Source organism: Shewanella sp. SR1, from assembly GCF_020447145.1.
GTDB classification, from domain to species: domain Bacteria; phylum Pseudomonadota; class Gammaproteobacteria; order Enterobacterales; family Shewanellaceae; genus Shewanella; species Shewanella baltica.
Genome location: NZ_JAJAEF010000010.1, coordinates 1 through 24775, shown reverse-complemented (window position 1 = coordinate 24775; position 24775 = coordinate 1). Strand labels below are relative to the sequence as shown.

Sequence of the window (24775 nt, the reverse complement as noted above, 5' to 3'; positions counted from 1 at the left end):
TAGTTTAAAAAAGCCCTGAATCTTCAGGGCTTTTTTATGGCTATAGTATGGTGGCGTTATTTTGTTTTTCGGCTTGCTTGCTGGTCACGGCAGAAAATTGCGAATATATTCATTGCATAAGTAGTGGTTCATGTTAATTCTCGCCGGCATAAAAAGGCGGCGGAGAGTTCAGATAGGATAGTAGCGTGCAGAAAAAATACGTGGTGGCCTTAGATCAAGGCACGACCAGCTCAAGGGCGATAGTGTTCGATCACGACGCAAACATTGTCAGCGTGTCCCAGCGGGAATTCACCCAGTTGTATCCAAATCCGGGTTGGGTCGAGCATGATCCCATGGAGATCTGGGCAAGCCAAAGTTCAGTGTTAGTTGAAGTGCTGGCGCGCGCGGGGATCCACAGCGATGAAGTGGCCGCGATTGGCATTACCAATCAGCGGGAAACTACAGTCATTTGGGAGAAAGCCACAGGTAAACCTATCTATAACGCGATTGTGTGGCAGTGCCGCCGCAGCTCTGAAATTTGTGAGCAACTCAAAGCCCAAGGGCTAGAAGAGTATGTCCGTGAAAACACAGGCCTGTTACTCGACCCTTATTTTTCAGGCACTAAGATCAAGTGGATTCTAGATAATGTGCCCAATGCTCGTGCGCAAGCCGAGCGCGGTGAGTTGTTGTTCGGCACTATCGATACTTGGCTAGTGTGGAAGTTAACCGAGGGCAAAGTGCATGTCACCGATCCCACCAATGCCGCCCGTACTATGCTGTTTAATATCCATAGCCTGACTTGGGATAACAAGTTACTTGAAGCTTTAGACATTCCCTTGTCTTTGTTGCCCGAAGTGAAGCCTTCCTGCAGTGTTTATGGCACCACGCGGATTGCCGGTGAAGGCAGTGAAATTCAAGTCGCAGGGATGGCGGGTGACCAACAAGCGGCGCTTTTTGGTCAGCTGTGTGTCGAGCCCGGCATGGCGAAGAATACCTATGGCACTGGCTGTTTTTTATTGATGAATACCGGGACCAAAGCGGTGCGTTCTAACCATGGGTTACTGACCACAGTTGCCGTGGGACCGAAGGGCGAAGTGAACTATGCCCTCGAAGGTTCAGTCTTCATGGGGGGCGCGACCATTCAATGGCTGCGGGATGAACTGGGGCTTATTCGTGACGCCAGTGATACTGAGTATTTTGCCTCTAAGGTTGCTGATACCAATGGCGTGTATTTAGTGCCCGCTTTTGTTGGACTCGGGGCGCCCTATTGGGATCCCAATGCCCGTGGCGCACTCTTTGGTTTAACCCGTGGCGCCAACCGTAATCATATTATTCGTGCGGCGTTAGAATCCATTGCTTATCAGAGTAAAGATTTACTCGATGCCATGACCAAAGACAGTGGCGTTAGCCTTAAGCGTTTGAAGGTGGATGGCGGCGCGGTCGCCAATGATTTTTTGATGCAGTTTCAAGCCGATATCACCGATGTCGAAGTATTAAGGCCGAGTGTTTGTGAGACAACCGCTTTGGGCGCGGCATTTTTAGCTGGCTTGGCGGTGGGCTTTTGGGAGAGTGTCATAGAGCTTGAACATAAAGCTTGTATCGATAAGCATTTCATCCCCAATATTGACGCCGAGACTCGGGGGCGGTTATACGCAGGTTGGCAAGATGCCGTCGCCAGAACTCGCGCCTACTAAGCTATTCGACTTAAGCCATTCAACTCAAGTCGTTGGACTTGAGGCATGCTTAAATTCGATATTAAGTTTGAGATTGGGTTGGTTTGAAATGTGACTCGATTGTGGTGAATAAAAAGGCGCGAATCCAATAGGATTGCGCCTTTTCCGTTTTATATCAGTACGGATTTATACTTCAACATCAATAATATGTTGGCTCGGTGGCTTTTTGATTTCCGCGGTATCGTCGGTCACTTCAAGCACGACACCTTCTTTTAATTCTTCGGGCTCATCCGATGCACGGCGTTTCTTATTCTTGTTGTTATCAGCATCTTTGCGTCTCTCCCTGACTTTCGCGTCGCGCCCTTCTAACGTTGGGGGTAACTGCGACTGCGGTGTTTCATGGCTATCGGGGGCATTTGCGGTTGCACTACTCACTTGGTCGACGACCCGTTTAGGGTGCAACACGGCTTTCACTGGCTGCGCAAGCATGGCATAAATGCTATCCAATCCACTCATAACGCCTCCTTGTTATTACACCTCTCAACATGTTATCGGCAGGAGTCGGTCAATATTTAGACTATACGCGGTTTAAGTCGTTAAGGCGAATGAGGGGGGTTAAGATCTAAGCACGAGCAATCGATGCTAACCAAAGCGGCACTTATTGTGAAGCAACTACAGTGCTTGAGAAGGAATCAATAGTGGTTGAGAAGGAACAATAGTAGCGAGTGCAAAATTGAGGTGAGTTTGTTGGATTCGCGTGGTGCTTTTGCGGGATTTGGAGTGGGAACGTTGAGCTTTCTCGCAATCGTGACATTAATATTCAACCATCTGCAAAAAGATGATCGTCTTTATCTCGGATAATTATTTAGATTTTCGTGCTAAATCCAACTCTTTTTTGACTGTCTAATAAGGTTGAATTTAAGTTTATTTTGTTACTTTTTTGGGTTTAAGGTTATTCCTCGACCCGTGAAATCCCACAAATACAGAATTAATCCCCCATTTTTTTCATCGCAAGCGCCTGAAAGCAAAAGGTTGCTGAATATTTCGGCGCAATTTATTCCTGTAGTTTCTTCTGTTTAGTCGATCTCTCTTGGTCTTTCATGTCAAAAGTTTGTCGCTAGGTTAAGTGCTCAACATGCTGCTAACCCGCTTGCCGACTGGATTTATAAAAGGATCCCATCCCTTGACATTGCTTGTCGACTGTCCCTAAACTTAGCAGTTGTGGGAAATAGTGGATATTTGTGGATCAAAAATCACAGGAAAGGATGAATTAGCGTGTTTCGTGGAGCCAGTGCTATCAACTTAGATACAAAGGGACGGATCGCTATTCCAGTGCGATACCGCGAACCTTTGCAGCTTGAGCACCAAGGCCGCATCGTGATTACCGTCGACATCCAATCCGCTTGTTTACTCTTGTATCCAATCCATGAATGGGAATTGATCGAAGCTAAGTTGTTAAAGCTTTCCGATACCGATAAAACCCAGAGATCGTTAAAACGTCTGTTACTCGGTTACGCCCACGAAGTGGAGCTCGACGGTAATGGGCGCATATTACTGCCACCACCGCTAAGGCAATATGCCAATTTAGATAAGCGCATCATGCTGGTGGGGCAATTGAACAAATTTGAGCTGTGGGATGAGCAATCTTGGCTGCAGCAAATCGATGAGTGTCAGGAAACGATTCGAAGTGAGGAGCTTGCTAGTAACGAGCGTCTCGCGGATTTTTCACTTTAACGAGTCGCGATAACTAAATAAGAAGAGAGTAATGAGTCAGGAATTTGCCCATTTATCCGTGCTGCTAGCAGAAACGGTTGGCGGTTTAAACATCAAAGACGATGGCATCTATATCGATGGCACGTTCGGCCGCGGTGGTCATTCAAGACAAGTGTTGCAGCAACTCGGTGAAAATGGCCGATTGATCGCAATCGACCGTGACCCTCAAGCGATTGAAGCGGCAAAACAATTTGCTGACGATCCACGCTTTCAAATCGTGCATGGTGGTTTTGGCCAATTAGCCGATTACGTTGAAGAGCTAGGGCTTGTGGGCAAAATAGATGGCGTATTACTCGATTTAGGTGTGTCTTCACCTCAGCTTGACGATGCCGAACGTGGTTTTAGTTTTATGCGTGATGGCCCGCTCGATATGCGGATGGATAACAGTCAAGGTCAAACGGCTGCTCAGTGGTTAGCCCGCGCAGAAATTGAGGATATGGCTTGGGTATTTAAGACCTATGGCGAAGAGAAAAACGCCCGCCATATTGCCCGTTGTATCGCTGCGGATCGTGAAAAAACCCCGTTTTTACGAACTAAAGATTTAGCCGATTTGATCGCGCGTATCACTAAAAGTAAAGAACGGAATAAGCACCCAGCGACTCGGGTGTTTCAGGCCATACGTATTTATATCAACAGTGAATTAGATCAAATTGATCAAGCGCTTGAAGGTGCGGTCAATGTACTAGCTCCCCAAGGGCGCTTGTCGGTCATCAGTTTCCATTCTTTAGAAGATCGTATCGTTAAGCGCTTTATTCGCCGCCATAGCCAAGGCGAAAGTGTGCCGCATGGTTTTCCGGTCACTGAAGATCAAATTAACAAGTCGCGTAAGTTACGCGCCGTGGGCAAGGCGATTATGCCATCCGACGAAGAAATCGAACGCAATGCCAGAGCTCGCAGCTCAGTGTTACGCATTGCCGAGCGTTTAGATTACTAAGGGGCGCACTGTGAGTAAGCCCTCGATCAATCTGCCACGGATCGTCTTACACGATTTATGGCTGCACAAATGGATCTTGTTATTAGCTCTGCTCGTGCTCTGCAATGCGGTCGCGGTTGTTTATGGCAGCCATATTAGCCGCCAACTAACGACCCAGTGGGATCAGTTACTGCAGGAGCGAGACAGATTAGATATTGAGTGGCGCAATTTATTATTAGAAGAGCAATCGCAGACGGAACACAGTCGTATTACGCGCATTGCCTCTAAGGAACTCAACATGAGTCGTCCGTTACCCAGCGAAGAAGTTGTGGTAAAGGTGCCGTGAGTATAGGGAAGATATGACTAGGCAAGCGAAAATCAAACGGGTAAGCAAACCGCAGAAACCACAACTAATCCATTGGCGTTTATACGTAGTGGTGGGGTTTGTGTGTACGCTATTTTGCAGCCTAGTGGGACGCGCAGCCTACATTCAAATTATCGAACCTGACAAATTACGCCATGAAAGCGATATGCGTACCTTACGGACCACGAGCCGTGAGGTGCAGCGTGGTTTGATCACCGATCGCAATGGCGACATGTTGGCCGTCAGTGTGCCAGTGCGTGCCGTTTGGGCCGATCCTAAACAAGTTAACGATAACAATGGCTTTGCGGATATGCGCCGCTGGCAAGCTTTAGCTGATGTGTTGCATGAACCCGTAGAAGACATATTAGATCGGGTGCGCAGTAATCCCACCAAACGCTTTACCTACTTGAAACGCCAAATTACCCCTGCGGTCGCGGACTACATCACTCAGCTGAAATTACCCGGTGTTTTCCTCAAATCTGAATCCCGCCGCTATTACCCTGGTGGTGAAATCACTGCTCAGCTTATCGGTATCACTAATATTGATGATGTTGGAATTGAAGGCGTAGAAAATGCTTATAACAGCTGGCTAACGGGCACGCCTTCAAAACAGAAAGTGCGTAAATCCCGTGATGGTCATGTGGTTGAGCGCCTCGATATTATCCAAGAAGGCGAAAGCCCGAATGATCTTGTGCTCAGCATAGATCAACGGATTCAGCAGTTAGCGTACCGCGAGCTGAAACGCACCACAGAGATGAACCAAGCGACCTCAGGTTCCATCGTCGTACTCGATATTCACACTGGTGAAGTCTTGGCGATGGTAAATACACCTTCGTACAACCCTAATGCGCGCGACAATCTGCAAACCTTCAGAATGCGTAACCGCGCCATGACGGATACTTTCGAGCCAGGTTCGACCATTAAGCCCTTTGTAGTGGCTGCGGCGCTTGAAGCGGGCACAGTCAAATCGACTGACATTATTGCCACTTCACCGGGTTGGATGCGTTTAGGCGGCCGCCAAGTGCGCGACCCTGCCAACTACGGCGACATGAGTTTGGCGCGTATTCTGGCGAAATCCAGTAACGTCGGCATCAGTAAATTGGCCTTATCTATTCCGGTGCAGCAGTTACTCGGCACCTATCAATCTATGGGGCTCGGTAGTTTTTCAGGGATCAACCTTACGGGTGAAAGCGCGGGGGTTATTCAAGACCGCCACCGTTGGTCTGACTTTGAGCGCGCCACCTTGTCCTTCGGTTACGGTTTAACGGCAACCACACTGCAACTTGCGCGCATGTATGCCACTTTAGGCAATGGCGGCACCTTATTCCCCGTCTCAATCATGAAACTGAAAAAGCCCCCCGTCGGTGAGCGAGTTATTTCTGAAGAGGTGGCCCACGATGTGATGCAAATGCTGGTCGGCGTGACAGAAAAAGGCGGCACCGGCACCTTGGCGCATATCGATGGTTATCCGGTTGCGGGCAAGTCAGGCACCAGTCGTAAGGCGGTTGCTGGCGGTTATGGTGATGATTATGTTGCTTTATTTGCAGGTGTTGCCCCGGCGAATAATCCTAAGTTAGCGATAGTGGTGGTGGTGAACGAGCCCAAGGGCGATCTCTATTATGGTGGTTCAGTGGCGGGGCCGGCATTTGCCAAAGTCATGTCTGGCGCACTGCAAATGTTAAACGTTGAACCCATTACCGATAAAGAACAAGTGCAATTGGCGGGTATCGCCGCCGGGAGAGCAGAATGATGTTATTACGGGATCTGCTCGCGCCTTGGCTGCATTATGCCGGCGCGCAGTCCTTCAACGATTTGACCTTAGATAGCCGCGCAATACGTCGCGGCGATGTGTTTTTGGCGCTGCCAGGACATAAGGTTGATGGCAGACAGTTTATTGAAAAAGCCTTAGATTTAGGTGCCGCAGCCGTATTAGTCCACACGGATGATGCTGATCAGCATGGCAAAGTGTTGCACAGCGATAATGCCGAGCACGGCGTACAGATTTATTTCTTCCAGTTGAGTCGCCAAGTATCAGCTATCGCCGCCCAGCGTTATCCCTTAGCGCATCAGTCTGCGACAACATCCCTTGGGGTGATTGGTATTACTGGCACAAATGGTAAAACCTCGACAAGCCAACTGACTGCCCAGCTGATAACGTCGCTCGGCCGCAAAGCCGCCGTGATGGGCACCCTTGGCAATGGTCTCTGGGGCGAGCTCGTCGATAGCGGTAACACCACAGCCGATGCGATTACCCTAATGCGTCAGTTGCATGACTTTGAAGCCCAAGGCGCGAGTGTCTGCGCCATGGAAGTGTCGAGCCACGGCTTAGTGCAAGGCCGCGTCGATGCAGTACCATTCGATGTTGCCGTGTTTACCAATCTGACGCGCGATCACCTCGATTACCACGGCGACATGGAAAGCTATGTCGCCGCTAAGCAAAGCCTATTTCGTTTCAGCACCTTAGGTCACGGTTTATTGAATCTCGACGACACGGTTGGCGAGTCTTGGTTGACTGAACTTAAATCTGTGCCTGCGCAAATGTGGGGCTTTAGTATTGAAGGTCATCAAGCCGCGGCTTTTTATACTAAAAATGCCAAGTTTGACGATCAAGGTGTCAGTGCAACCTTAGTGTGGCCCGAGGGCGAAACTGAAATTCACTCACCACTTCTTGGTACCTTTAATCTCTCTAATTTACTCGCGGCGCTCTCAGCCCTGTATCTGCAAGGTTTTGATATGAAAGCGTTAGCCGAGCAAGTGCAATACCTAACGCCCGTCGCAGGTCGTATGGAGCGTTTCACGACTGCGAATAACATCACCTTAGTGGTCGATTATGCCCATACACCAGATGCGATTGAACAAGCGTTAAACGCGCTACGTCGCCATTGTGCTGGTGATTTATGGTGCGTATTTGGCTGTGGTGGCGACCGTGATAAGGGCAAGCGTCCTTTGATGGGCAAAGCTGCAGAGCAATATGCCGACCGCATTATGGTGACCAGCGACAATGCGCGCAGTGAAGACCCCGCGCAAATTATTACCGATATTATCCAAGGGCTAACCCACCCTCAGCAGGCATTGACTCAGGTTGACCGTATCGCAGCAATTAAAGAGGTTGTGGCATTGGCGAAACCTGGCGATGTGATCTTGCTTGCGGGCAAAGGCCACGAAACTTACCAAGAGGCGGCAGGTGTGCGTCATGACTATGATGAACGCGCCCTGGCACGCCAGTTATCGGAGCAATTAAGATGATCCCTCTTTCTCTCGAGACCCTAAGTCAACACTTAGGTACGTTTCGAGTCGGTGACGACGTCACCATCGAAGATTTAAGCAGTGATAGCCGCAAAATCGGCGCTGCAACCCTGTTTGTAGCCTTAAAGGGTGAGCGTTTTGATGGCCATGATTTTGCTGCAACCGCTATTGAGAACGGCGCCGCGGCGTTAATGGTCGAGCGCGAATTAGCCTTTGATATTCCGCAGCTGATTGTGCCCGATTGCCAAAAAGCCATGGGCGCGATAGGGGCTTATGTCCGTGATCAAATCAATCCGATTTGCGTGGCGTTAACAGGCTCAAACGGCAAGACCAGCGTGAAGGAAATGATCGCGACCATTCTGTCGGCAAAGCATCAAATCCTCTATACCGCTGGTAACTTCAATAATGAAATCGGTGTGCCGCTTACCTTGCTGCGTTTAACGCCAGCGGATGAGTTTGGGATATTCGAACTCGGCGCTAACCATAAAGGTGAAATTGATTACACCTCGGGACTCGTGCGTCCAAACGTGGCGCTGGTAAATAACGTCGGCAGCGCTCATTTAGAAGGATTTGGATCGCAGGCGGGTGTCGCGCAGGCTAAGTCGGAAATTTTTAATCATCTGCAGGCCGATGGCACCGCCATCATCAACGCCGATGATGCCTTCGCCGATTTTATGAGCGTTAAGGCAAGACCTTATAAGCAACTGAGCTTCTCCCAGCAAGATGGTGCTGCTAAACGTCATATCGATGTCATCGCTACAGGTCATAAGGCCAATGCCGATGGTTGCTATCGTTTTATGCTCAATTACTCAGGTGAATCTTGCCAAGTGGTACTACCGCTGGCGGGTCGCCATCAGGTGAGTAATGCACTAGCCGCTGCAAGTGTTTGTATTGCCTTGGGATTAAGTTTGACAGAGATCGCCGAAGGCTTAAGCCAATTAACGCCAGTTAAAGGGCGCATGCAGCCGAGTCAATTGGGACGCGTTCGTCTAATCGACGATAGCTATAACGCGAATCCTGTGTCCGTTGGGGCGGCAATCGCTTGGTTAAAGGAAATTTCTGAAAATCGCTGTCTGGTACTGGGAGATTTAGGAGAATTAGGCGACAATGCGCCCCTTTTACACGCTGAACTAGGGCAACTGGCCAAGCAACAGGGGATAGATGCCTTGTTTTGCACCGGAACGTTAAGTCAGCACACGAGCCAAGCTTTCGGTGCGGAGCACTATGACAGTGTGGCGACGTTAGTAGAAAAACTCATAAAGCATATTAACCAGTTACCGGGACAGGTAACGGTTCTCGTTAAAGGTTCACGTAGCGCCGCCATGGAGCGGGTCGTGGATGGCCTAACAGTAGCCTTCGGGCGTGGGGAGTTAGTGTAAATGCTGGTATATCTGGCCGAGTATTTAACCCGTTTTCATACCGGGTTTAACGTGTTTTCCTATGTGACATTTCGAGCCATTTTAGGCTTATTGACCGCATTGGTTTTTAGCTTATGGTTTGGCCCTAAACTGATTGAACGTTTGCAATTACTGCAAATTGGTCAGGTTGTGCGTAACGATGGTCCAGAATCACATTTTAGTAAGCGTGGCACGCCGACTATGGGTGGCTTGCTGATATTGGCTGCTATTTTCATCAGCGTGTTGCTGTGGGGCGATCTCGGTAGCCGCTATGTGTGGGTCATGCTGTTTGTGCTCGGCAGTTTCGGTTTGATCGGTTTTATCGACGATTATCGCAAAGTGGTACGTAAAGACACTAAAGGCTTGATCGCGCGCTGGAAGTACATTCTGCAATCTTTGGCTGCGCTGCTTATTGCTTTTTTCCTGTATGCCACGGCGGCAAATCCAGGCGAAACCCAGTTAGTGGTGCCTTTCTTTAAAGACGTGATGCCACAACTTGGCGCCGTATTTATCGTATTGGCGTACTTCACTATTGTGGGTTCGAGCAATGCAGTGAACTTAACCGATGGTCTCGATGGTTTGGCGATTATGCCGACGGTAATGGTCGCGGCGGCGTTTGCCTTGATTGCTTATTTGTCGGGTCACGCTCAGTTTGCAAACTACTTACATATCCCGCATTTACCCGGTTCGGGTGAGTTAGTGATCGTCTGTACCGCCATTGTCGGTGCGGGTCTGGGCTTTTTATGGTTCAACACTTATCCCGCGCAAGTCTTCATGGGCGATGTGGGTTCACTGTCATTAGGTGCTGCACTTGGCACTATTGCGGTCCTCGTTCGACAAGAAATTTTGTTAGTGATCATGGGCGGCGTGTTTGTGATGGAAACTCTGTCGGTGATCCTGCAGGTGGGTTCGTACAAGTTACGTGGACAGCGTATTTTCCGCATGGCGCCGATCCACCATCACTATGAGTTAAAAGGTTGGCCTGAACCTCGAGTGATAGTGCGTTTTTGGATTATCTCGATATTCCTAGTCTTACTTGGCTTAGCCACGTTGAAATTAAGGTAATTGGTTATGCAAAATCAGTATTCACACATAGTGTTAGGTTTAGGGGCAACGGGCTTGTCCGTGGTGCGCTATTTGTGTGGAAAGGGCATTACGCCATTGGTGATGGACAGTCGTCGGCAGCCTCCGGGCGCCGAAACGTTAGCGACGTCTTTTCCTGATGTGAAGCTGATTTCTGGCGGGTTCGATTGCCGTTATCTTGTGCAAGCGACGCAGATCATTATCAGTCCCGGCATTGCTACTTATACCCCAGAGGTGCGTGCCGCTGTGGATATGGGTATCGAAGTGATTGGTGATGTTGAGCTATTTGCCCGTGAGATTGCTGACCGTAAACCTTGTGTGATTGGGATTACTGGCTCTAACGGTAAATCGACAGTCACTACGCTGGTGGGCGAGATGGCAAGGGAAGCGGGTATTGCCGTTGCCGTCGGAGGTAATATCGGTGTACCTGCGCTGGATTTGCTGCATGAAAATGCGGACTTATTTGTGCTTGAGTTGTCGAGTTTTCAATTGGAAACCACCCACAGTCTTAAGTGTGTGGTGGCGACCTGTTTGAATATCAGCGAAGACCACATGGACAGATACAGTGACATTGATGCCTACCGCGAGGCTAAATTACGTTTATACAAACAAACCCGTGCCGTACTTTTTAATCGTGACGATAAACTGACCGTACCGCCAGAACCAATGAACCAAAACAGTTTTGGTTTAGCGGCGCCAGAAGCGGACGAATGGGGCATCAGCGACAGCAAGATTTATCACGGTAGCAGCGAAATAATGCCGATCACTGAAGTGTCGCTGATTGGCAGTCATAACCATGCCAACCTACTTGCGGCGATGGCGCTTGTGGATGTCGTGGGTGTCGATAAGCACGTTATGGCAAAAGTGGCGCGTACTTTTACTGGCTTATCCCATCGCTGTGAAGTGGTTGGTGTTAAGAATGGCGTGACCTATGTCAATGACTCTAAAGCGACAAACGTCGGTGCTACAGTCGCCGCGCTCGATGGCTTGAGTGACCACTTAGGCGATATTATTTTGATTGCTGGCGGTGACGGTAAAGGGGCCGATTTTAAGCCTTTAGCTGTGGCTTTAGCTAAAGTCACACACCTCATCACCTTAGGCCGCGATGGTAAAAAGATTGCTGCATTGAAAGACGGCTCGATAAGAGTCGACACTATGGCTGCTGCGGTAGCGAAAGCCGCTGAATTGGCAACCTCTGGTGATATCGTTTTATTATCGCCAGCCTGCGCCAGTTTAGATATGTACAGTAACTTCATGGCTCGAGGTGATGATTTTAGAAACCTCGTGGGACAACTTAATGGCGAGTGATGCAAGACAACTTAGCCTATTTGGGCGTTTGCGTTTAGCAATACCCAATTGGCAACGTGATACCGAAGTCCCGGGCGTGCAATTGTACGACCGTGCTTTGCTCGCGGCTGTGTTGTCTTTGATTAGCTTCGGCTTTGTAATGGTGATGTCAGCCTCTATGCCTGAAGCGCAAACGCTCACTGGGAACCCATTTTATTTTATGACTCGCCATGTGGGTTATTTAGTGGGTTGCTTATTCATTGCGGCATTTGTGCTAAGAGTAGAAATGCAAACTTGGCAGCGCTGGAGCCCCATGTTGTTGTTGATTGTGGGTTTGATGTTGTTGGCTGTATTGGTGGTTGGCACTACGGTAAACGGTGCAACGCGTTGGTTATCCATAGGCCCTATTCGCATCCAGGTGGCGGAAGTCGCTAAATTTGCCTTCGCCATCTATATGGCGGGTTACTTAGTGAGGCGTCATCAGGAAGTGCGCGAGAATGCTAAAGGCTTCTATAAGCCGATTGCAGTATTTGCGATTTACGCTGTGCTGATTTTGATGCAGCCCGACTTAGGTACTGTGGTGGTGCTATTTGTGGGAACGGTTGGTCTATTGTTTTTAGCCGGTGCGCGTTTACTCGATTTCTTTGCCTTGATTTTTGCGGGCGTACTGGCGTTTGTGGCCCTAGTGCTATTGGAACCGTATCGTATCCGCCGAGTGACCTCCTTTATGGATCCTTGGCAAGATCCCTTCGGTAGCGGTTACCAGTTGACTCAATCTTTGATGGCCTATGGCCGAGGTGATTGGTTCGGCCAAGGGCTCGGAAATAGTATTCAAAAACTAGAATATTTACCCGAAGCGCACACTGACTTTATCTTTGCCGTGATCGGGGAAGAATTGGGCTTTATCGGCATTATCGCTGTGTTATCTGTACTGCTATTTGTGGCGCTGAGATCGATTCGTTTAGGTAATTTGTGTCTAGCCATGGATAAGCCATTTGAAGGTTATTTAGGTTATGCCATCGGTATTTGGATTTGTTTTCAGACTGTGGTGAATGTCGGCGCGAGTATCGGCATGTTGCCAACCAAAGGGCTGACATTACCTTTTATCAGTTACGGTGGTAGTAGTTTATGGGTCATGACTGCGGCAGCGATGATGTTGCTGCGCATTGATTACGAGCGGCGCATGACATTAGTTCAGGCCGTGCAAGGGAGATTGAAGTGATGACTTCAACAGGAAAACGTATTTTAGTCATGGCGGGTGGTACGGGAGGACATGTGTTCCCGGCACTGGCGGTGGCTAAGTATTTAGCTCAACAGGGTTGGCAAGTGCGTTGGTTAGGCACGGCCGATCGTATGGAGGCGCGTTTAGTGCCTCAGTATGGATTTGATATTGATTTCATCGATATCAAAGGTGTGCGCGGTAATGGTTTGATCCGAAAACTCGCGGCGCCTTTTAAAGTGGTGCGTTCAATATTGCAGGCTAAGGCCGTGATTGCGGAGTTTAAACCCGATGTGGTCCTTGGCATGGGCGGATTCGCCAGTGGCCCAGGTGGTGTTGCGGCAAGATTAGCTGGAATTCCACTGGTGCTGCATGAACAAAATGCCATCCCAGGGATGACAAACAAGTTGTTGTCGCGGATTGCGACGCAAGTGTTATGCGCCTTTAAAAATACCTTTACCACAGTGAAGGCCAAGGTCGTTGGTAATCCGATTCGCCAAGAACTGATTGCCTTAGGCGCAGAACCTAAGCATGAGGCTGATAAAGCCTTAAAAGTGCTTGTGGTCGGTGGCAGCCTTGGCGCCAAAGTATTTAACGATCTTATGCCTGAAGCTGTCGCGATACTGAGTCAGCAGCAGTCAGTGACGGTTTGGCATCAAGTGGGTAAAGATAATCTTACGGGCGTGAAGGCGGCATATCAGCAACAAGGACAAGATGGTGGCGTGAATATCGCTGAGTTTATCGACGATATGGAAGCCGCCTATCGCTGGGCTGATGTGGTATTGTGCCGAGCTGGCGCCTTGACTGTGTCTGAGTTAGCGGCGGTGGGGCTACCGAGTATTCTGGTACCTTATCCCCATGCAGTGGATGATCATCAAACCCGTAACGCTCAAGTATTGGTTGAGGCTGGCGCAGCTTTCCTATTGCCACAGGCCATCTTGGATGTGAATAAACTGGCGAACAAATTACAGTTGCTCGCCAATGACAGAACAGAATTAGCCCGTATGGGCCAAAGAGCGAGAGACGTTGCGGTACTGGATGCGACTGAACAAGTTGCCGCAGTGTGCATCAGCCTTGCTGAGAAAGGATAAGCATGACTAAGACAGAAAGATATGCACAACTGAGAAGCATGATCCCAGAAATGCGCCGTATTAAGCGCATTCACTTCGTCGGCATTGGCGGCGCGGGCATGGGCGGGATCGCCGAAGTGTTAGTGAACGAAGGCTATCAGGTGAGTGGTTCGGATATCGCGCAAAATGCCGTGACCGACAGATTGTGTTTGCTCGGTGCCAAGATCCAAATTGGTCATGCTGCCGAAAACGTGCAGCAAGTGGATGTGGTCGTGGTCTCCACGGCGATTAATCTGGAAAACCCAGAAATCCTTGCTGCCAAAGAATTACGTATTCCTATCGTGCGTCGCGCCGAAATGCTAGCCGAGTTGATGCGTTACCGTCATGGTGTGGCGATTGCGGGCACCCATGGTAAAACGACGACAACCAGCCTTATCGCCAGTGTTTACGGTCAAGCGGGGCGGGATCCTACCTTCGTGATTGGTGGCTTGCTCAATAGTGCCGGTACCAACGCCAGATTAGGCACCAGCCGTTACTTGATTGCCGAAGCCGATGAGAGTGATGCGAGCTTCCTGCATTTGCAGCCAATGGTCAGTGTGGTAACTAACATTGAAGCCGATCACATGGATACCTATGGCGGTGATTTCGAAAAATTGAAATCGACCTTCGTGGATTTCCTACATAACTTGCCGTTCTACGGTGTCGCAGTTGTGTGTATCGACGATGCTGTAGTGCGTGAAATCATGCCGCGGATTGGTCGTCAACTCGTGACCTACGGTTTTAGTGACGATGCGGACGTGCAAGCGCTGAATTTCAGTCAGCAAGGCCATCAGTGTCGTTTCACTGTAAGACGTAAAGGCAAAGCTGATCTCGATCTGGTGCTTAACTTGCCGGGTCAACATAACGTGCTTAATGCCTTGGCTGCGATTGCGGTCGCGACCGAAGATGAAATCGACGACAGCGCCATTACTCAGGCGTTAGTGGAGTTCCAAGGTATAGGTCGTCGTTTCCAGCATTTGGGCAAGTTTGCTACGCCTAAGGGCGAAGTTATGTTAGTCGATGATTATGGCCATCACCCCAGTGAAGTCGCCGCGACCATTAAAGCCGCCCGTGCAGGTTGGCCCGACAAACGTCTGGTTATGGCGTATCAGCCACACAGATACACACGTACCCGTGATTTGTATGAAGACTTTGTTGAAGTGTTATCCCAAGTGGATTGTTTACTGTTGCTCGATGTTTATAGTGCGGGTGAAGCGCCGATCACTGGTGCCGATGGCCGAGCTTTATGTCGCTCAATTCGCCTGCGTGGCCAGTTAGATCCGATCTTTATCGCCAGTCCTGATCAGCTCGCAGAGGTATTGCCCGATGTATTGCAGGAGGGGGATTTATTACTCACCCAAGGTGCAGGTAATATTGGCGCCCTGTCGCGATTGTTAGCGACGACAGAATTGGGCTTTGCCGTTGCGGAATTACCTGCGCAAGCAAGCTGATCTTTAGCGCTTGATCTGCGAGGAAAAGGAAATTTTGACCAAAGGATTTTGGTCTATATAATGGCCGGTTTTCTGTGGTTTTTAATGAGTGTCGTTAAAGGTGGAATGAAGCGTGTCTTGGAGTGATAAGAGGCGGCACTGGCGGGCAAGAATGTCACGGGTTAATTGGTATCTGTGGAGCGGGGCTGGCTTTTTATTCTTCATCGTGGCCAGTTTTGTATTTGGTGGATACCAGTTACATAAATTTTTAAACGATGCCAGCACCTTGCCGATTGAGGCCGTTGCCATCAAAGGTGAGCGGGCTTATACCACAGATAAAGATATACAAGTGGCACTACAGGATTTAATGCAGCGGAGTTTTTTTAGTGCTGACATCACCTTAGTGCAACAGGCGTTAGAAGATTTACCTTGGGTGTATCGCGCGTCGGTAAGACGTGAGTGGCCAGCGAAACTCAGGGTGTATTTGCAAGAGCAGCAGCCGGCGGCCCATTGGAATGGCGACTCCTGGTTGAATGTGCATGGTGAAGTGTTTGAAGCGCCATCGCATCCAGAGCTGGAGCATTTACCGCAGTTATCTGGGCCAGATGATATGGGCCTTGAGGTGTTGACTGTCTATGCACAGATCAACTCCCTGTTAAAGATTAATGGCTTTACCTTAGCCAGTTTGTATTTGACGCCACGACATGCGTGGCACGCGACCTTAGGAAACGGCATCGTTTTAGATTTAGGTCGAGAAGATAAAATTGCACGGATACAGCGATTTATTACTGTTTATCCGGTTTTGGCGAAACAAGAGAAATCCGTTGCCAGAGTAGATTTGCGCTACGACACAGGGTTGGCCGTAGGCTGGGGCGATGCACAAACAAGAGAGCCGATAATTAATGATCAAAAACCAAGATAGAAACCTTATCGTCGGATTGGACATAGGAACCTCTAAGGTCGCAGTGATCATAGGCGAAGTTCTGCCCGATGGCGAAATCAGCATAGTCGGCCTTGGCAACCATCCCTCAAGGGGCATGGATAAAGGTGGCGTGAACGATTTAGATTCGATCGTTCGCAGTGTACAACGTGCGCTCGATCAAGCGGAATTAATGGCCGATTGCCAAGTGTCATCGGTTTACCTGAGCATCTCTGGTAAACACATCGCCTGCCAAAACGAAAACGGCATGGTCTCGATCAACGATGAAGAAGTGACACAGGAAGACGTTGATAACGTGATCCACACGGCTCGCTCGGTGAAGATCCCGACCGAACGTCGCATCTTACATGTGCTGCCACAGGAATATGCGATCGACGTGCAAGACGGCATTCGCAGCCCAATCGGTATGTCCGGCATGCGTATGGAAGCCAAGGTACACATAGTGACCTGCGCCAATGATATGGCGAAGAACATCACTAAGAGCGTTGAGCGTTGTGGCCTTAAGGTCGACGACTTAGTGTTCTCTGGGATTGCTTCGGCCGATGCCGTGCTGACCTTCGATGAGAAAGACTTAGGTGTGTGTATCGTCGATATCGGCGGTGGCACCACAGATATTGCGGTATATACCAACGGCGCCTTGCGTCATTGTGCGGTTGTGCCAGTTGCGGGCAACCAAGTGACCAACGACATTGCGAAGATTTTCCGCACGCCGTCGTCACATGCTGAACAAATCAAAGTGCAATTTGCCTGTGCGCGCAGCTCTATGGTGAGCCGCGAAGACAGTATCGAAGTGCCATCGGTAGGTGGACGTCCATCACGTAGCATGTCACGTCACACGCTCGCCGAAGTGGTAGAACCAAGATACCAAGAGCTGTTTGAGTTAGTGCTTAAAGAGTTGAAAGATAGTGGATTAGAAGATCAAATCGCCGCAGGTATTGTGCTCACAGGTGGCACAGCGTCGATTCAAGGTGTGGTCGATATCGCGGAAGCGACGTTCGGCATGCCAGTTCGTGTAGCGTCACCGCTACCGATCAAAGGTTTATATGAATACGTGGACCAGTCTATTTACTCCACTGGAGTTGGACTGCTTCATTACGGTGCACGACGGGTGATCGAACGTCAGTTCGAACGTCCTGAGCGCCAAGGGGTAACTAGCGCTTGGAATCGGGTCCAAAGCTGGTTTAAGGGCGAATTTTAATTTTCATAACGCAGGCAACACGGAGATCAGACAATGTTTGAGATCATGGATACTCACTCAGACGACGCGGTGATTAAAGTCATCGGCGTTGGCGGCGGCGGCGGTAACGCTGTCGAACATATGGTCAAACACAACATTGAAGGTGTTGAGTTTATCGTTACCAATACAGACGCTCAGGCCCTGAGAAAATCAGGTGCAGGCTCAACGATTCAATTAGGACGCGATGTCACTAAAGGTCTCGGAGCAGGGGCAAACCCAGATGTGGGTCGTGCAGCAGCTGAAGAAGACCGCGAAAACATTCGCGCGGCGATCAAAGGCTCTGACATGATCTTTATCGCTGCCGGTATGGGCGGTGGTACAGGTACTGGTGCTGCACCAGTTGTCGCTCAAATCGCTCGCGAAGAAGGTATTCTGACCGTTGCGGTTGTGACTAAGCCTTTCCCATTCGAAGGGAAAAAGCGTATGGCTTATGCCGAGCAAGGTATTGCTGAGCTGGCTAAGCACGTGGATTCATTAATCACGATTCCAAATGAAAAATTATTAAAAGTATTGGGCCGTGGCACTTCTTTACTCGATGCGTTCGCCGCAGCGAATAACGTGTTACTTGGCGCGGTACAAGGTATTGCCGAGCTTATCACTCGTCCAGGTTTAATTAACGTCGACTTCGCCGACGTGAAGACTGTGATGTCTGAAATGGGTAATGCCATGATGGGTACAGGCGTCGCTCGCGGTGAAGACCGTGCCGAAGAAGCGGCTGAAGCTGCTGTTGCCAGCCCATTATTAGAAGACATCGACTTAGCCGGTGCGCGTGGTGTGTTAGTTAACATCACTGCGGGTATGGACATGAGTATCGAAGAATTCGAAACGGTTGGTAATCACGTTAAGGCTTATGCCTCTGACAACGCGACTGTGGTTGTTGGTGCTGTCATTGACCCTGAAATGAGTGATGAGCTGCGTGTAACGGTTGTTGCTACTGGTATTGGTGCTGAAAAGCGTCCTGATATTCAATTGGTGTCTAAGCCTGCGCCTCGTCCAGAGCCAGTGGTTGTGGAACCAAAAGTCGAAGCCTATGTCGAAGAAGCGGTACATGTGAACTACGCTGCGCCAAAAGGCAACGTATTGCCAGCGGCACCACAGCCAGCGCCACAGCCTGCACCATCGACAAAGCATGAGTTGGATTATCTTGATATTCCAGCATTTTTGCGTAAGCAAGCCGACTAGCGATAGCGTTTGAGTCCAGCGTATATGTGAGGTGTTGTTCGTTTTGGGCAATACCACAGCATAGCTGCATTTGTGTGACATAATAAAGTTATGTTATTATGTTGAACCAGTGCGGCCAATTTGCCGACGCTGAGTGTACAAATATTAGGCTTTATAATTGGCATATAAACGGGTAACTGAATGATATTTCAAAGAACTGTTCAGAAAATGGTGAAAACTACTGGTGTCGGATTGCATTCTGGCAACAAGGTCACTTTGAGCATAATGCCCGCGCCCGTTAATTCAGGGATCGTACTCGTGCGCACTGATTTGAGTCCTGCCGTCGCCATTCCAGCGAAGGCAGAGCAAGTTCGTGAAACCACTATGTGTACGGCACTTGTCAATGACGAAGGTATTCGTATCTCGACCATTGAGCATTTATTTGCAGCACTTGCGGGTTTAGGCATAGATAACGCCGTAATCGAAGTGGACGCGCCTGAAATTCCTATTATGGATGGCAGTGCGAGCCCGTTTGTCTTCTTATTGCAGTCTGCGGGTATTAAAGAGCAGGCCGCACCTAAGAAGTACTTAAAGATTAAGCGCCCTGTGCGTGTTGAAGATGGCGACAAATGGGCCGAGCTAAAACCCTTTAAAGGTTTTAGAGTCAATTTTAAAATTGACTTCGCGCACCCAGAGATCGCTCGTAGCCAACAGCATGTGGTGATGGACTTTTCAACGTCTGCTTTCGTGAAAGATATCAGCCGCGCCCGTACTTTTGGGTTTATGCGTGATATCGAATATCTGCGAGCCAACAACCTAGCGTTGGGCGGCAGCATGGAAAACGCTGTTGTACTTGATGAATATCGCGTCCTTAATCCCGACGGCCTGCGTTATGAGGACGAATTTGTTAAGCACAAAATTCTAGATGCGTTTGGTGATCTATACGTGGCAGGACACGCTATTTTAGGTGAGTTTACTGCGTATAAAACCGGTCATGCACTGAACAACCAATTGGTACGTGCTTTACTGGCGCAACAGGATGCGTGGGAGTTGGTTAGCTTTGAAAAAGAAGCAGATGTCCCCGTTAGCTTTACCGTGCCAGGTGGCGCTGTATTTGCTTAAAAAGCGGTGAGATTATTTATTACGGCTGGCCAATGAGGCCAGCCGTTTTAGTTTTTCGCCCAGTGAACCGCCAATATTTTCCGCTAATGCCGCAATATGCTCCGCTGCCGCAGGGCTTAATTCTTTGTGTCCCTGTTTAGGCTTTGCGTCATACATTGCTAATCTCGGGTTGACTTTAACTTCAATTGCGGTAAGGATTGGGAGCGTTTCTGCTTGAAGCTGCGCTAGTAGCTTCGGCTTTTGGAAATTAATTCGTGCAGCCCAGGCCGCCGAAGTGGTTTCAACCACAAGAACACCCTGGCGGAAATTAGCGACTTTTAGCTGCTCCGCAACAGGACCTGCGATAATCTGCTTCACATGATGATTCAGATACATAAGTAGTTCCGCTTTCTCAGCAAGGTCGGGTAATTTGCCCGATTGATGCAGTAATTGGCTGAGATCTTGAGGGGGCTTTTTCATATGATAATAAGATGGCTGAATTAGGCTATGAGTGTAACAGTATTTATTCAAGGTCGGAATGGCGTCACACGCTGGCAGCCCAGTAAACGCTGGTTGCTACTTCCAATACTATTGTTGGCCACTGGGTCCGGTATTTATCAACACAACTCAGCTCGATTTCAAGATCAGCAAGCCAGTGTCGATAACGATCGTCTTGTGCGCGAACAACAAAAGAAACAAGTCTTAGAGCTAAAAAGTGCTACCGAGTCTCAACTGGCTATGCTAGTGACTCATGTTGCACGTATGCAAGCCAAGATCACCCGTCTCGAAGCCTTAGGTCAACAGGTCGCCCAGCAGAACAAATTGGATGAAGATTTCGATTTCTCATCCGAAGTTGGTGTGGGTGGTTTGAGCGAATTAGGCACTAACATCGAGCTCGGACAGCTTATCGACGATATGGATAAGTTGGCATCACGAATTGACAATAATAATGTTCAGCTATCACTACTTGAAACAGTGTCATCTAACCACCATATAGATGATGAACGTTATATATCAGGGATCCCACTCGATAAAGGTTGGTTATCGTCGCCCTACGGATTACGTAATGACCCTTTCAACGGTCGCAGGACTGTGCATAAGGGGATTGATTTTACCGGCCGAGAAGGGGCCAAAGTTGTTGCGACTGCTGCAGGCGTAGTAACTTGGGCTGGGAACATGTTCGGTTATGGCGAGTTGGTCGAAATAGACCATGGTAACGGTTTACATACGCGTTATGGCCATAATAAAGCTTTGTCAGTGACTGTAGGTGATGTGGTCGCAAAAGGCGATGCAATCGCCAGTATGGGAAGCACTGGGCGCTCAACTGGGGCTCATGTGCATTATGAAGTGTTGCGCGGCGGACAGCAGATAGATCCACAAAAGTTTGTCTACCGCAAAGCAAGTTAATTGAAACATTGGCTTCTAGTTTCCATCATGGACTTGGCCTACAGAGAATAAGTGATTCAGATGTTTGGTAAATTACTGACAAAAGTATTTGGTAGTCGCAACGACCGCACCCTTAAAGGGCTTCAAAAGATCGTTATTAGCATTAACGCACTAGAAGCTGATTATGAAAAATTAACCGATGAAGCATTAAAAGCGAAAACCGCTGAGTTCCGTGAGCGTTTAGCTGCCGGCGCTTCATTAGATAGCATCATGGCTGAAGCGTTTGCGACAGTACGTGAAGCGTCTAAGCGTGTATTTGACATGCGCCACTTCGACGTACAGTTACTCGGTGGTATGGTACTCGACAGTAACCGTATTGCTGAGATGCGTACGGGTGAAGGTAAAACCTTAACGGCAACCTTGCCCGCTTACTTAAACGCATTGACGGGCAAAGGCGTTCACGTGATTACCGTGAACGATTACTTAGCACGTCGTGATGCCGAGAATAACCGTCCACTGTTTGAGTTCCTCGGTTTAACTGTCGGCATCAACGTGGCAGGTCTCGGTCAGCAGGCAAAGAAAGATGCCTACAACGCCGATATCACTTACGGTACCAACAATGAGTTTGGTTTCGATTATCTGCGCGATAACATGGCATTTTCACCGCAAGAACGAGTACAACGTCCGTTGCACTACGCCCTAATCGATGAAGTGGATTCAATCTTAATCGACGAAGCGCGTACGCCGCTGATCATCTCTGGCGCTGCTGAAGATAGCTCTGAGCTATACATCAAGATCAACACCTTGATCCCTAATCTTATCCGTCAAGATAAAGAAGATACGGAAGAGTATGTGGGTGAGGGCGACTACAGCATCGATGAAAAAGCCAAACAAGTGCATTTCACCGAACGTGGTCAAGAAAAAGTAGAAAATCTGCTGATCGAGCGCGGCATGTTAGCCGAAGGCGACTCACTCTATTCTGCTGCAAATATTTCCCTATTACACCACGTCAACGCGGCGCTCCGTGCGCACACGCTGTTTGAGCGTGATGTGGATTACATAGTACAAGACAACGAAGTCATCATAGTCGATGAACACACAGGTCGTACTATGCCGGGTCGTCGTTGGTCAGAAGGCTTACATCAAGCTGTTGAAGCCAAAGAAGGCGTGCACATTCAAAACGAAAACCAAACATTGGCTTCGATCACTTTCCAGAACTACTTCCGTCAATACGAGAAGCTGGCAGGTATGACAGGTACAGCCGACACTGAAGCGTTCGAATTCCAACACATCTATGGATTAGACACAGTCGTTGTGCCGACTAACCGTCCAATGGTGCGTAAGGATATGGCGGATTTGGTTTACCTGACCGCCGATGAAAAATATCAAGCTATCATCAAAGACATTAAAGATTGCCGCGAACGTGGTCAGCCAGTATTGGTGGGTACAGTCTCAATCGAACAGTCTGAACTGTTAGCGCGCTTAATGGTGCAAGAAAAAATTCCGCACGAAGTCTTAAATGCTAAATTCCACGAACGAGAAGCTGAAATCGTCGCGCAAGCTGGCCGTACTGGTTCCGTGACTATTGCGACGAACATGGCTGGTCGTGGTACTGACATCGTGCTTGGTGGCAACTGGAACATGGAAATCGATGAACTCGATAATCCAACCGCTGAGCAAAAAGCTAAGATCAAAGCCGATTGGCAAATTCGTCATGATGAAGTCGTCGCCGCGGGTGGTTTGCACATCCTAGGTACCGAACGTCACGAATCACGCCGTATCGACAATCAGTTACGTGGTCGTGCGGGTCGTCAAGGTGACGCGGGTTCATCACGTTTCTACCTGTCGATGGAAGATAGCTTAATGCGCATCTTCGCCTCGGATCGTGTCTCTGGCATGATGAAAAAGCTGGGTATGGAAGAAGGCGAAGCCATCGAGCATCCATGGGTGTCTCGTGCAATCGAAAACGCTCAACGTAAAGTTGAAGCACGTAACTTCGATATTCGTAAGCAATTACTTGAATTTGATGACGTCGCTAACGATCAGCGCCAAGTGGTTTACGCTCAGCGCAACGAGTTGATGGATGCTGAAAGTATTGAAGATACTATCCAAAACATTCAAGACGATGTGATTGGCGCGGTCATCGATCAGTATATTCCACCACAATCAGTAGAAGAGCTGTGGGATATCCCAGGTTTAGAGCAACGTCTACACCAAGAGTTTATGCTCAAACTACCTATCCAGGAATGGTTAGATAAAGAAGACGATCTGCATGAAGAGAGTCTACGTGAGCGTATTATCACTGCTTGGGGCGATGCGTATAAGGCAAAAGAAGAAATGGTTGGCGCGCAAGTGCTACGCCAGTTCGAGAAAGCCGTTATGCTACAAACGCTCGATGGTCTGTGGAAAGAACACTTAGCGGCGATGGACCATCTGCGTCAAGGTATCCACTTACGTGGTTACGCACAGAAAAATCCAAAGCAAGAATATAAGCGTGAGTCGTTTGAGTTATTCCAACAACTATTGAATACCTTGAAACACGACGTCATCAGTGTGCTGTCGAAAGTACAAGTTCAAGCTCAGTCAGATGTGGAAGAAATGGAAGCGCGTCGTCGTGAAGAAGATGCCAAGATCCAGCGCGACTATCAACACGCAGCGGCAGAGTCGCTTGTTGGCGGTGGTGATGAGCATGAAGCTGTCACTGCGCAAGCACCGATGATCCGTGATGGTGAGAAAGTGGGTCGTAACGATCCTTGTCCTTGTGGCTCAGGTCGCAAGTACAAACAATGTCACGGCAAGTTAAGTTAATCTGCTGACAGATTAAGCCTACTGAATAAGTAGAATAGAACGCACACTAAAGGCAACTTATCTAAGTTGCCTTTTTATTTCCTCTTTAATAAGCCTAGCGCGACTCTCGTGTCATCCGGATTACATTCTTACTCTTCTTTATATAGCTAATCGTCGTTATTCCCCATTGAACATCATTTCACTCTCATCGATAGCCATTAAAGCAAACCCATCGCTGTAGCAAATTTAACCGTTAAAACCTATTTTGTGGATAAGTCTGAGGATAAAGTGGGGGTATTGTGTGACTAACTGAAAGTATTAAAAAAAGATCCATTTTTCTCAAAAAAGCCCTTGCGGACTTTCTCAATCTCCCTATAATGCGCATCCACTGACACGGCAGACAGCGTAACGCAAGTTAAGCAAAGAAAACCAAGCAGTTCATCGGTTAGCGAGCTAAACGATGAGTGTTGAGAAAGTTTAAAAAACTACTTGACGCACTAACGGGAATGCGTAGAATACGCAGCCCTGACCCGCTGAAAACTCAGTGTGTGGTCAACGCTCTTTAACAATTTATCAAGCAAATCTGTGTGGACACTCACAGGTGTTGAGTTAATCGAAACTGCTTAACCTTCGGGTTGGCAGTCAAAAATTTAAATCAATGTAACAATGAGTGTTCATAGCAATATGTAC

General features: G+C 48.7%; 20 protein-coding genes. 18 read left to right on the top strand and 2 right to left on the bottom strand.

Annotated elements, in window-relative coordinates; translation table 11 throughout:
* Nucleotides 1-185 precede the first annotated feature (185 nt).
* Entirely contained in the window at nt 186-1673 is a 1488-nt protein-coding gene (gene glpK / locus KV201_RS11220; protein ID WP_226059361.1) for a glycerol kinase GlpK, read from the top strand.
* 165 nt (nt 1674-1838) lie between these two features.
* Here the strand turns inward: glpK and KV201_RS11215 are convergent, their stop codons facing one another.
* On the bottom strand, nt 1839-2168 hold the full coding sequence (locus KV201_RS11215; RefSeq protein ID WP_006079884.1) for a hypothetical protein: 330 nt from the start codon (nt 2166-2168) through the stop codon (nt 1839-1841).
* 759 nt (nt 2169-2927) lie between these two features.
* On the opposite strand from KV201_RS11215, the gene mraZ reads away from it, so the two are divergent.
* The 15 genes from mraZ (at nt 2928) to lpxC (ending at nt 19933) form a co-directional block, all read left to right on the top strand.
* A complete protein-coding gene (mraZ, locus tag KV201_RS11210; RefSeq protein WP_011982222.1) occupies nt 2928-3386 on the top strand; it encodes a division/cell wall cluster transcriptional repressor MraZ in 459 nt (152 codons plus the stop codon).
* A 31-nt stretch (nt 3387-3417) separates the two neighbouring features.
* Nucleotides 3418-4359 (top strand): 16S rRNA (cytosine(1402)-N(4))-methyltransferase RsmH, encoded by a 942-nt coding sequence (gene rsmH / locus KV201_RS11205; protein ID WP_226059360.1) that lies wholly within the window; start codon nt 3418-3420, stop codon nt 4357-4359.
* Between the two features lie 10 nt (nt 4360-4369).
* On the top strand, nt 4370-4684 hold the full coding sequence (ftsL, locus tag KV201_RS11200) for a cell division protein FtsL (RefSeq protein ID WP_006079887.1): 315 nt from the start codon (nt 4370-4372) through the stop codon (nt 4682-4684).
* A 13-nt stretch (nt 4685-4697) separates the two neighbouring features.
* Nucleotides 4698-6452 (top strand): penicillin-binding protein 2, encoded by a 1755-nt coding sequence (locus tag KV201_RS11195; RefSeq protein WP_226059359.1) that lies wholly within the window; start codon nt 4698-4700, stop codon nt 6450-6452.
* Nucleotides 6449-7948 carry a UDP-N-acetylmuramoyl-L-alanyl-D-glutamate--2,6-diaminopimelate ligase gene (gene murE / locus KV201_RS11190; RefSeq protein WP_226059358.1) on the top strand — a complete coding sequence of 500 codons (1500 nt, stop codon included), beginning with the start codon at nt 6449-6451 and terminating at the stop codon, nt 7946-7948. Before KV201_RS11195 ends, murE begins: the two co-directional genes overlap by 4 nt.
* Entirely contained in the window at nt 7945-9327 is a 1383-nt protein-coding gene (gene murF / locus KV201_RS11185; protein WP_006079890.1) for a UDP-N-acetylmuramoyl-tripeptide--D-alanyl-D-alanine ligase, read from the top strand. Before murE ends, murF begins: the two co-directional genes overlap by 4 nt.
* Entirely contained in the window at nt 9328-10410 is a 1083-nt protein-coding gene (gene mraY, locus KV201_RS11180) for a phospho-N-acetylmuramoyl-pentapeptide-transferase (protein ID WP_006079891.1), read from the top strand. It abuts the gene before it with no gap.
* Between the two features lie 6 nt (nt 10411-10416).
* A complete protein-coding gene (gene murD, locus KV201_RS11175) occupies nt 10417-11736 on the top strand; it encodes a UDP-N-acetylmuramoyl-L-alanine--D-glutamate ligase (protein ID WP_131525724.1) in 1320 nt (439 codons plus the stop codon).
* Nucleotides 11726-12937, top strand: coding sequence for a cell division protein FtsW (ftsW, locus tag KV201_RS11170; protein WP_113941076.1), 1212 nt, complete (start codon nt 11726-11728; stop codon nt 12935-12937). The genes murD and ftsW overlap by 11 nt, the downstream gene beginning before the upstream one ends.
* Entirely contained in the window at nt 12937-14025 is a 1089-nt protein-coding gene (gene murG / locus KV201_RS11165; RefSeq protein WP_226059446.1) for an undecaprenyldiphospho-muramoylpentapeptide beta-N-acetylglucosaminyltransferase, read from the top strand. The genes ftsW and murG overlap by 1 nt, the downstream gene beginning before the upstream one ends.
* Before the next feature lie 2 nt (nt 14026-14027).
* Nucleotides 14028-15494, top strand: a complete 1467-nt coding sequence (murC, locus tag KV201_RS11160) for a UDP-N-acetylmuramate--L-alanine ligase (RefSeq protein ID WP_006079895.1) — start codon at nt 14028-14030, stop codon at nt 15492-15494.
* A gap of 151 nt (nt 15495-15645) precedes the next feature.
* On the top strand, nt 15646-16395 hold the full coding sequence (locus tag KV201_RS11155; protein WP_012586608.1) for a cell division protein FtsQ/DivIB: 750 nt from the start codon (nt 15646-15648) through the stop codon (nt 16393-16395).
* Nucleotides 16376-17611: a cell division protein FtsA gene (gene ftsA, locus KV201_RS11150; RefSeq protein WP_006079897.1), complete on the top strand. Its 1236-nt coding sequence runs from the start codon at nt 16376-16378 to the stop codon at nt 17609-17611. Before KV201_RS11155 ends, ftsA begins: the two co-directional genes overlap by 20 nt.
* Before the next feature lie 33 nt (nt 17612-17644).
* A complete protein-coding gene (ftsZ, locus tag KV201_RS11145; RefSeq protein ID WP_006079898.1) occupies nt 17645-18832 on the top strand; it encodes a cell division protein FtsZ in 1188 nt (395 codons plus the stop codon).
* Between the two features lie 180 nt (nt 18833-19012).
* Complete coding sequence (lpxC, locus tag KV201_RS11140; RefSeq protein ID WP_011845621.1) at nt 19013-19933, top strand: UDP-3-O-acyl-N-acetylglucosamine deacetylase; 921 nt, start codon at nt 19013-19015, stop codon at nt 19931-19933.
* Between the two features lie 12 nt (nt 19934-19945).
* Here the strand turns inward: lpxC and KV201_RS11135 are convergent, their stop codons facing one another.
* The gene (locus KV201_RS11135; RefSeq protein ID WP_006086703.1) at nt 19946-20392 is read right to left on the bottom strand and encodes a DUF721 domain-containing protein; all 447 of its coding nucleotides are present in this window, start codon (nt 20390-20392) and stop codon (nt 19946-19948) included.
* A 27-nt stretch (nt 20393-20419) separates the two neighbouring features.
* On the opposite strand from KV201_RS11135, the gene KV201_RS11130 reads away from it, so the two are divergent.
* The gene (locus tag KV201_RS11130) at nt 20420-21319 is read left to right on the top strand and encodes a M23 family metallopeptidase (protein ID WP_006079901.1); all 900 of its coding nucleotides are present in this window, start codon (nt 20420-20422) and stop codon (nt 21317-21319) included.
* Between the two features lie 60 nt (nt 21320-21379).
* On the top strand, nt 21380-24106 hold the full coding sequence (gene secA / locus KV201_RS11125; RefSeq protein ID WP_226059445.1) for a preprotein translocase subunit SecA: 2727 nt from the start codon (nt 21380-21382) through the stop codon (nt 24104-24106).
* Nucleotides 24107-24775: the final 669 nt, after the last annotated feature.

Coding starts and splice junctions, on each gene's coding strand:
- murC (WP_006079895.1), top strand. CDS start 14,028: ATGACTAAGACAGAAAGATATGCACAACTGAGAAGCATGATCCCAGAA.
- KV201_RS11155 (WP_012586608.1), top strand. CDS start 15,646: ATGTCACGGGTTAATTGGTATCTGTGGAGCGGGGCTGGCTTTTTATTC.
- KV201_RS11135 (WP_006086703.1), bottom strand. CDS start 20,392: ATGAAAAAGCCCCCTCAAGATCTCAGCCAATTACTGCATCAATCGGGC.
- ftsZ (WP_006079898.1), top strand. CDS start 17,645: ATGTTTGAGATCATGGATACTCACTCAGACGACGCGGTGATTAAAGTC.
- KV201_RS11195 (WP_226059359.1), top strand. CDS start 4,698: ATGACTAGGCAAGCGAAAATCAAACGGGTAAGCAAACCGCAGAAACCA.
- murG (WP_226059446.1), top strand. CDS start 12,937: ATGACTTCAACAGGAAAACGTATTTTAGTCATGGCGGGTGGTACGGGA.
- mraY (WP_006079891.1), top strand. CDS start 9,328: ATGCTGGTATATCTGGCCGAGTATTTAACCCGTTTTCATACCGGGTTT.
- murF (WP_006079890.1), top strand. CDS start 7,945: ATGATCCCTCTTTCTCTCGAGACCCTAAGTCAACACTTAGGTACGTTT.
- murD (WP_131525724.1), top strand. CDS start 10,417: ATGCAAAATCAGTATTCACACATAGTGTTAGGTTTAGGGGCAACGGGC.
- murE (WP_226059358.1), top strand. CDS start 6,449: ATGATGTTATTACGGGATCTGCTCGCGCCTTGGCTGCATTATGCCGGC.
- KV201_RS11215 (WP_006079884.1), bottom strand. CDS start 2,168: ATGAGTGGATTGGATAGCATTTATGCCATGCTTGCGCAGCCAGTGAAA.
- ftsW (WP_113941076.1), top strand. CDS start 11,726: ATGGCGAGTGATGCAAGACAACTTAGCCTATTTGGGCGTTTGCGTTTA.
- secA (WP_226059445.1), top strand. CDS start 21,380: ATGTTTGGTAAATTACTGACAAAAGTATTTGGTAGTCGCAACGACCGC.
- lpxC (WP_011845621.1), top strand. CDS start 19,013: ATGATATTTCAAAGAACTGTTCAGAAAATGGTGAAAACTACTGGTGTC.
- rsmH (WP_226059360.1), top strand. CDS start 3,418: ATGAGTCAGGAATTTGCCCATTTATCCGTGCTGCTAGCAGAAACGGTT.
- ftsA (WP_006079897.1), top strand. CDS start 16,376: ATGATCAAAAACCAAGATAGAAACCTTATCGTCGGATTGGACATAGGA.
- KV201_RS11130 (WP_006079901.1), top strand. CDS start 20,420: ATGAGTGTAACAGTATTTATTCAAGGTCGGAATGGCGTCACACGCTGG.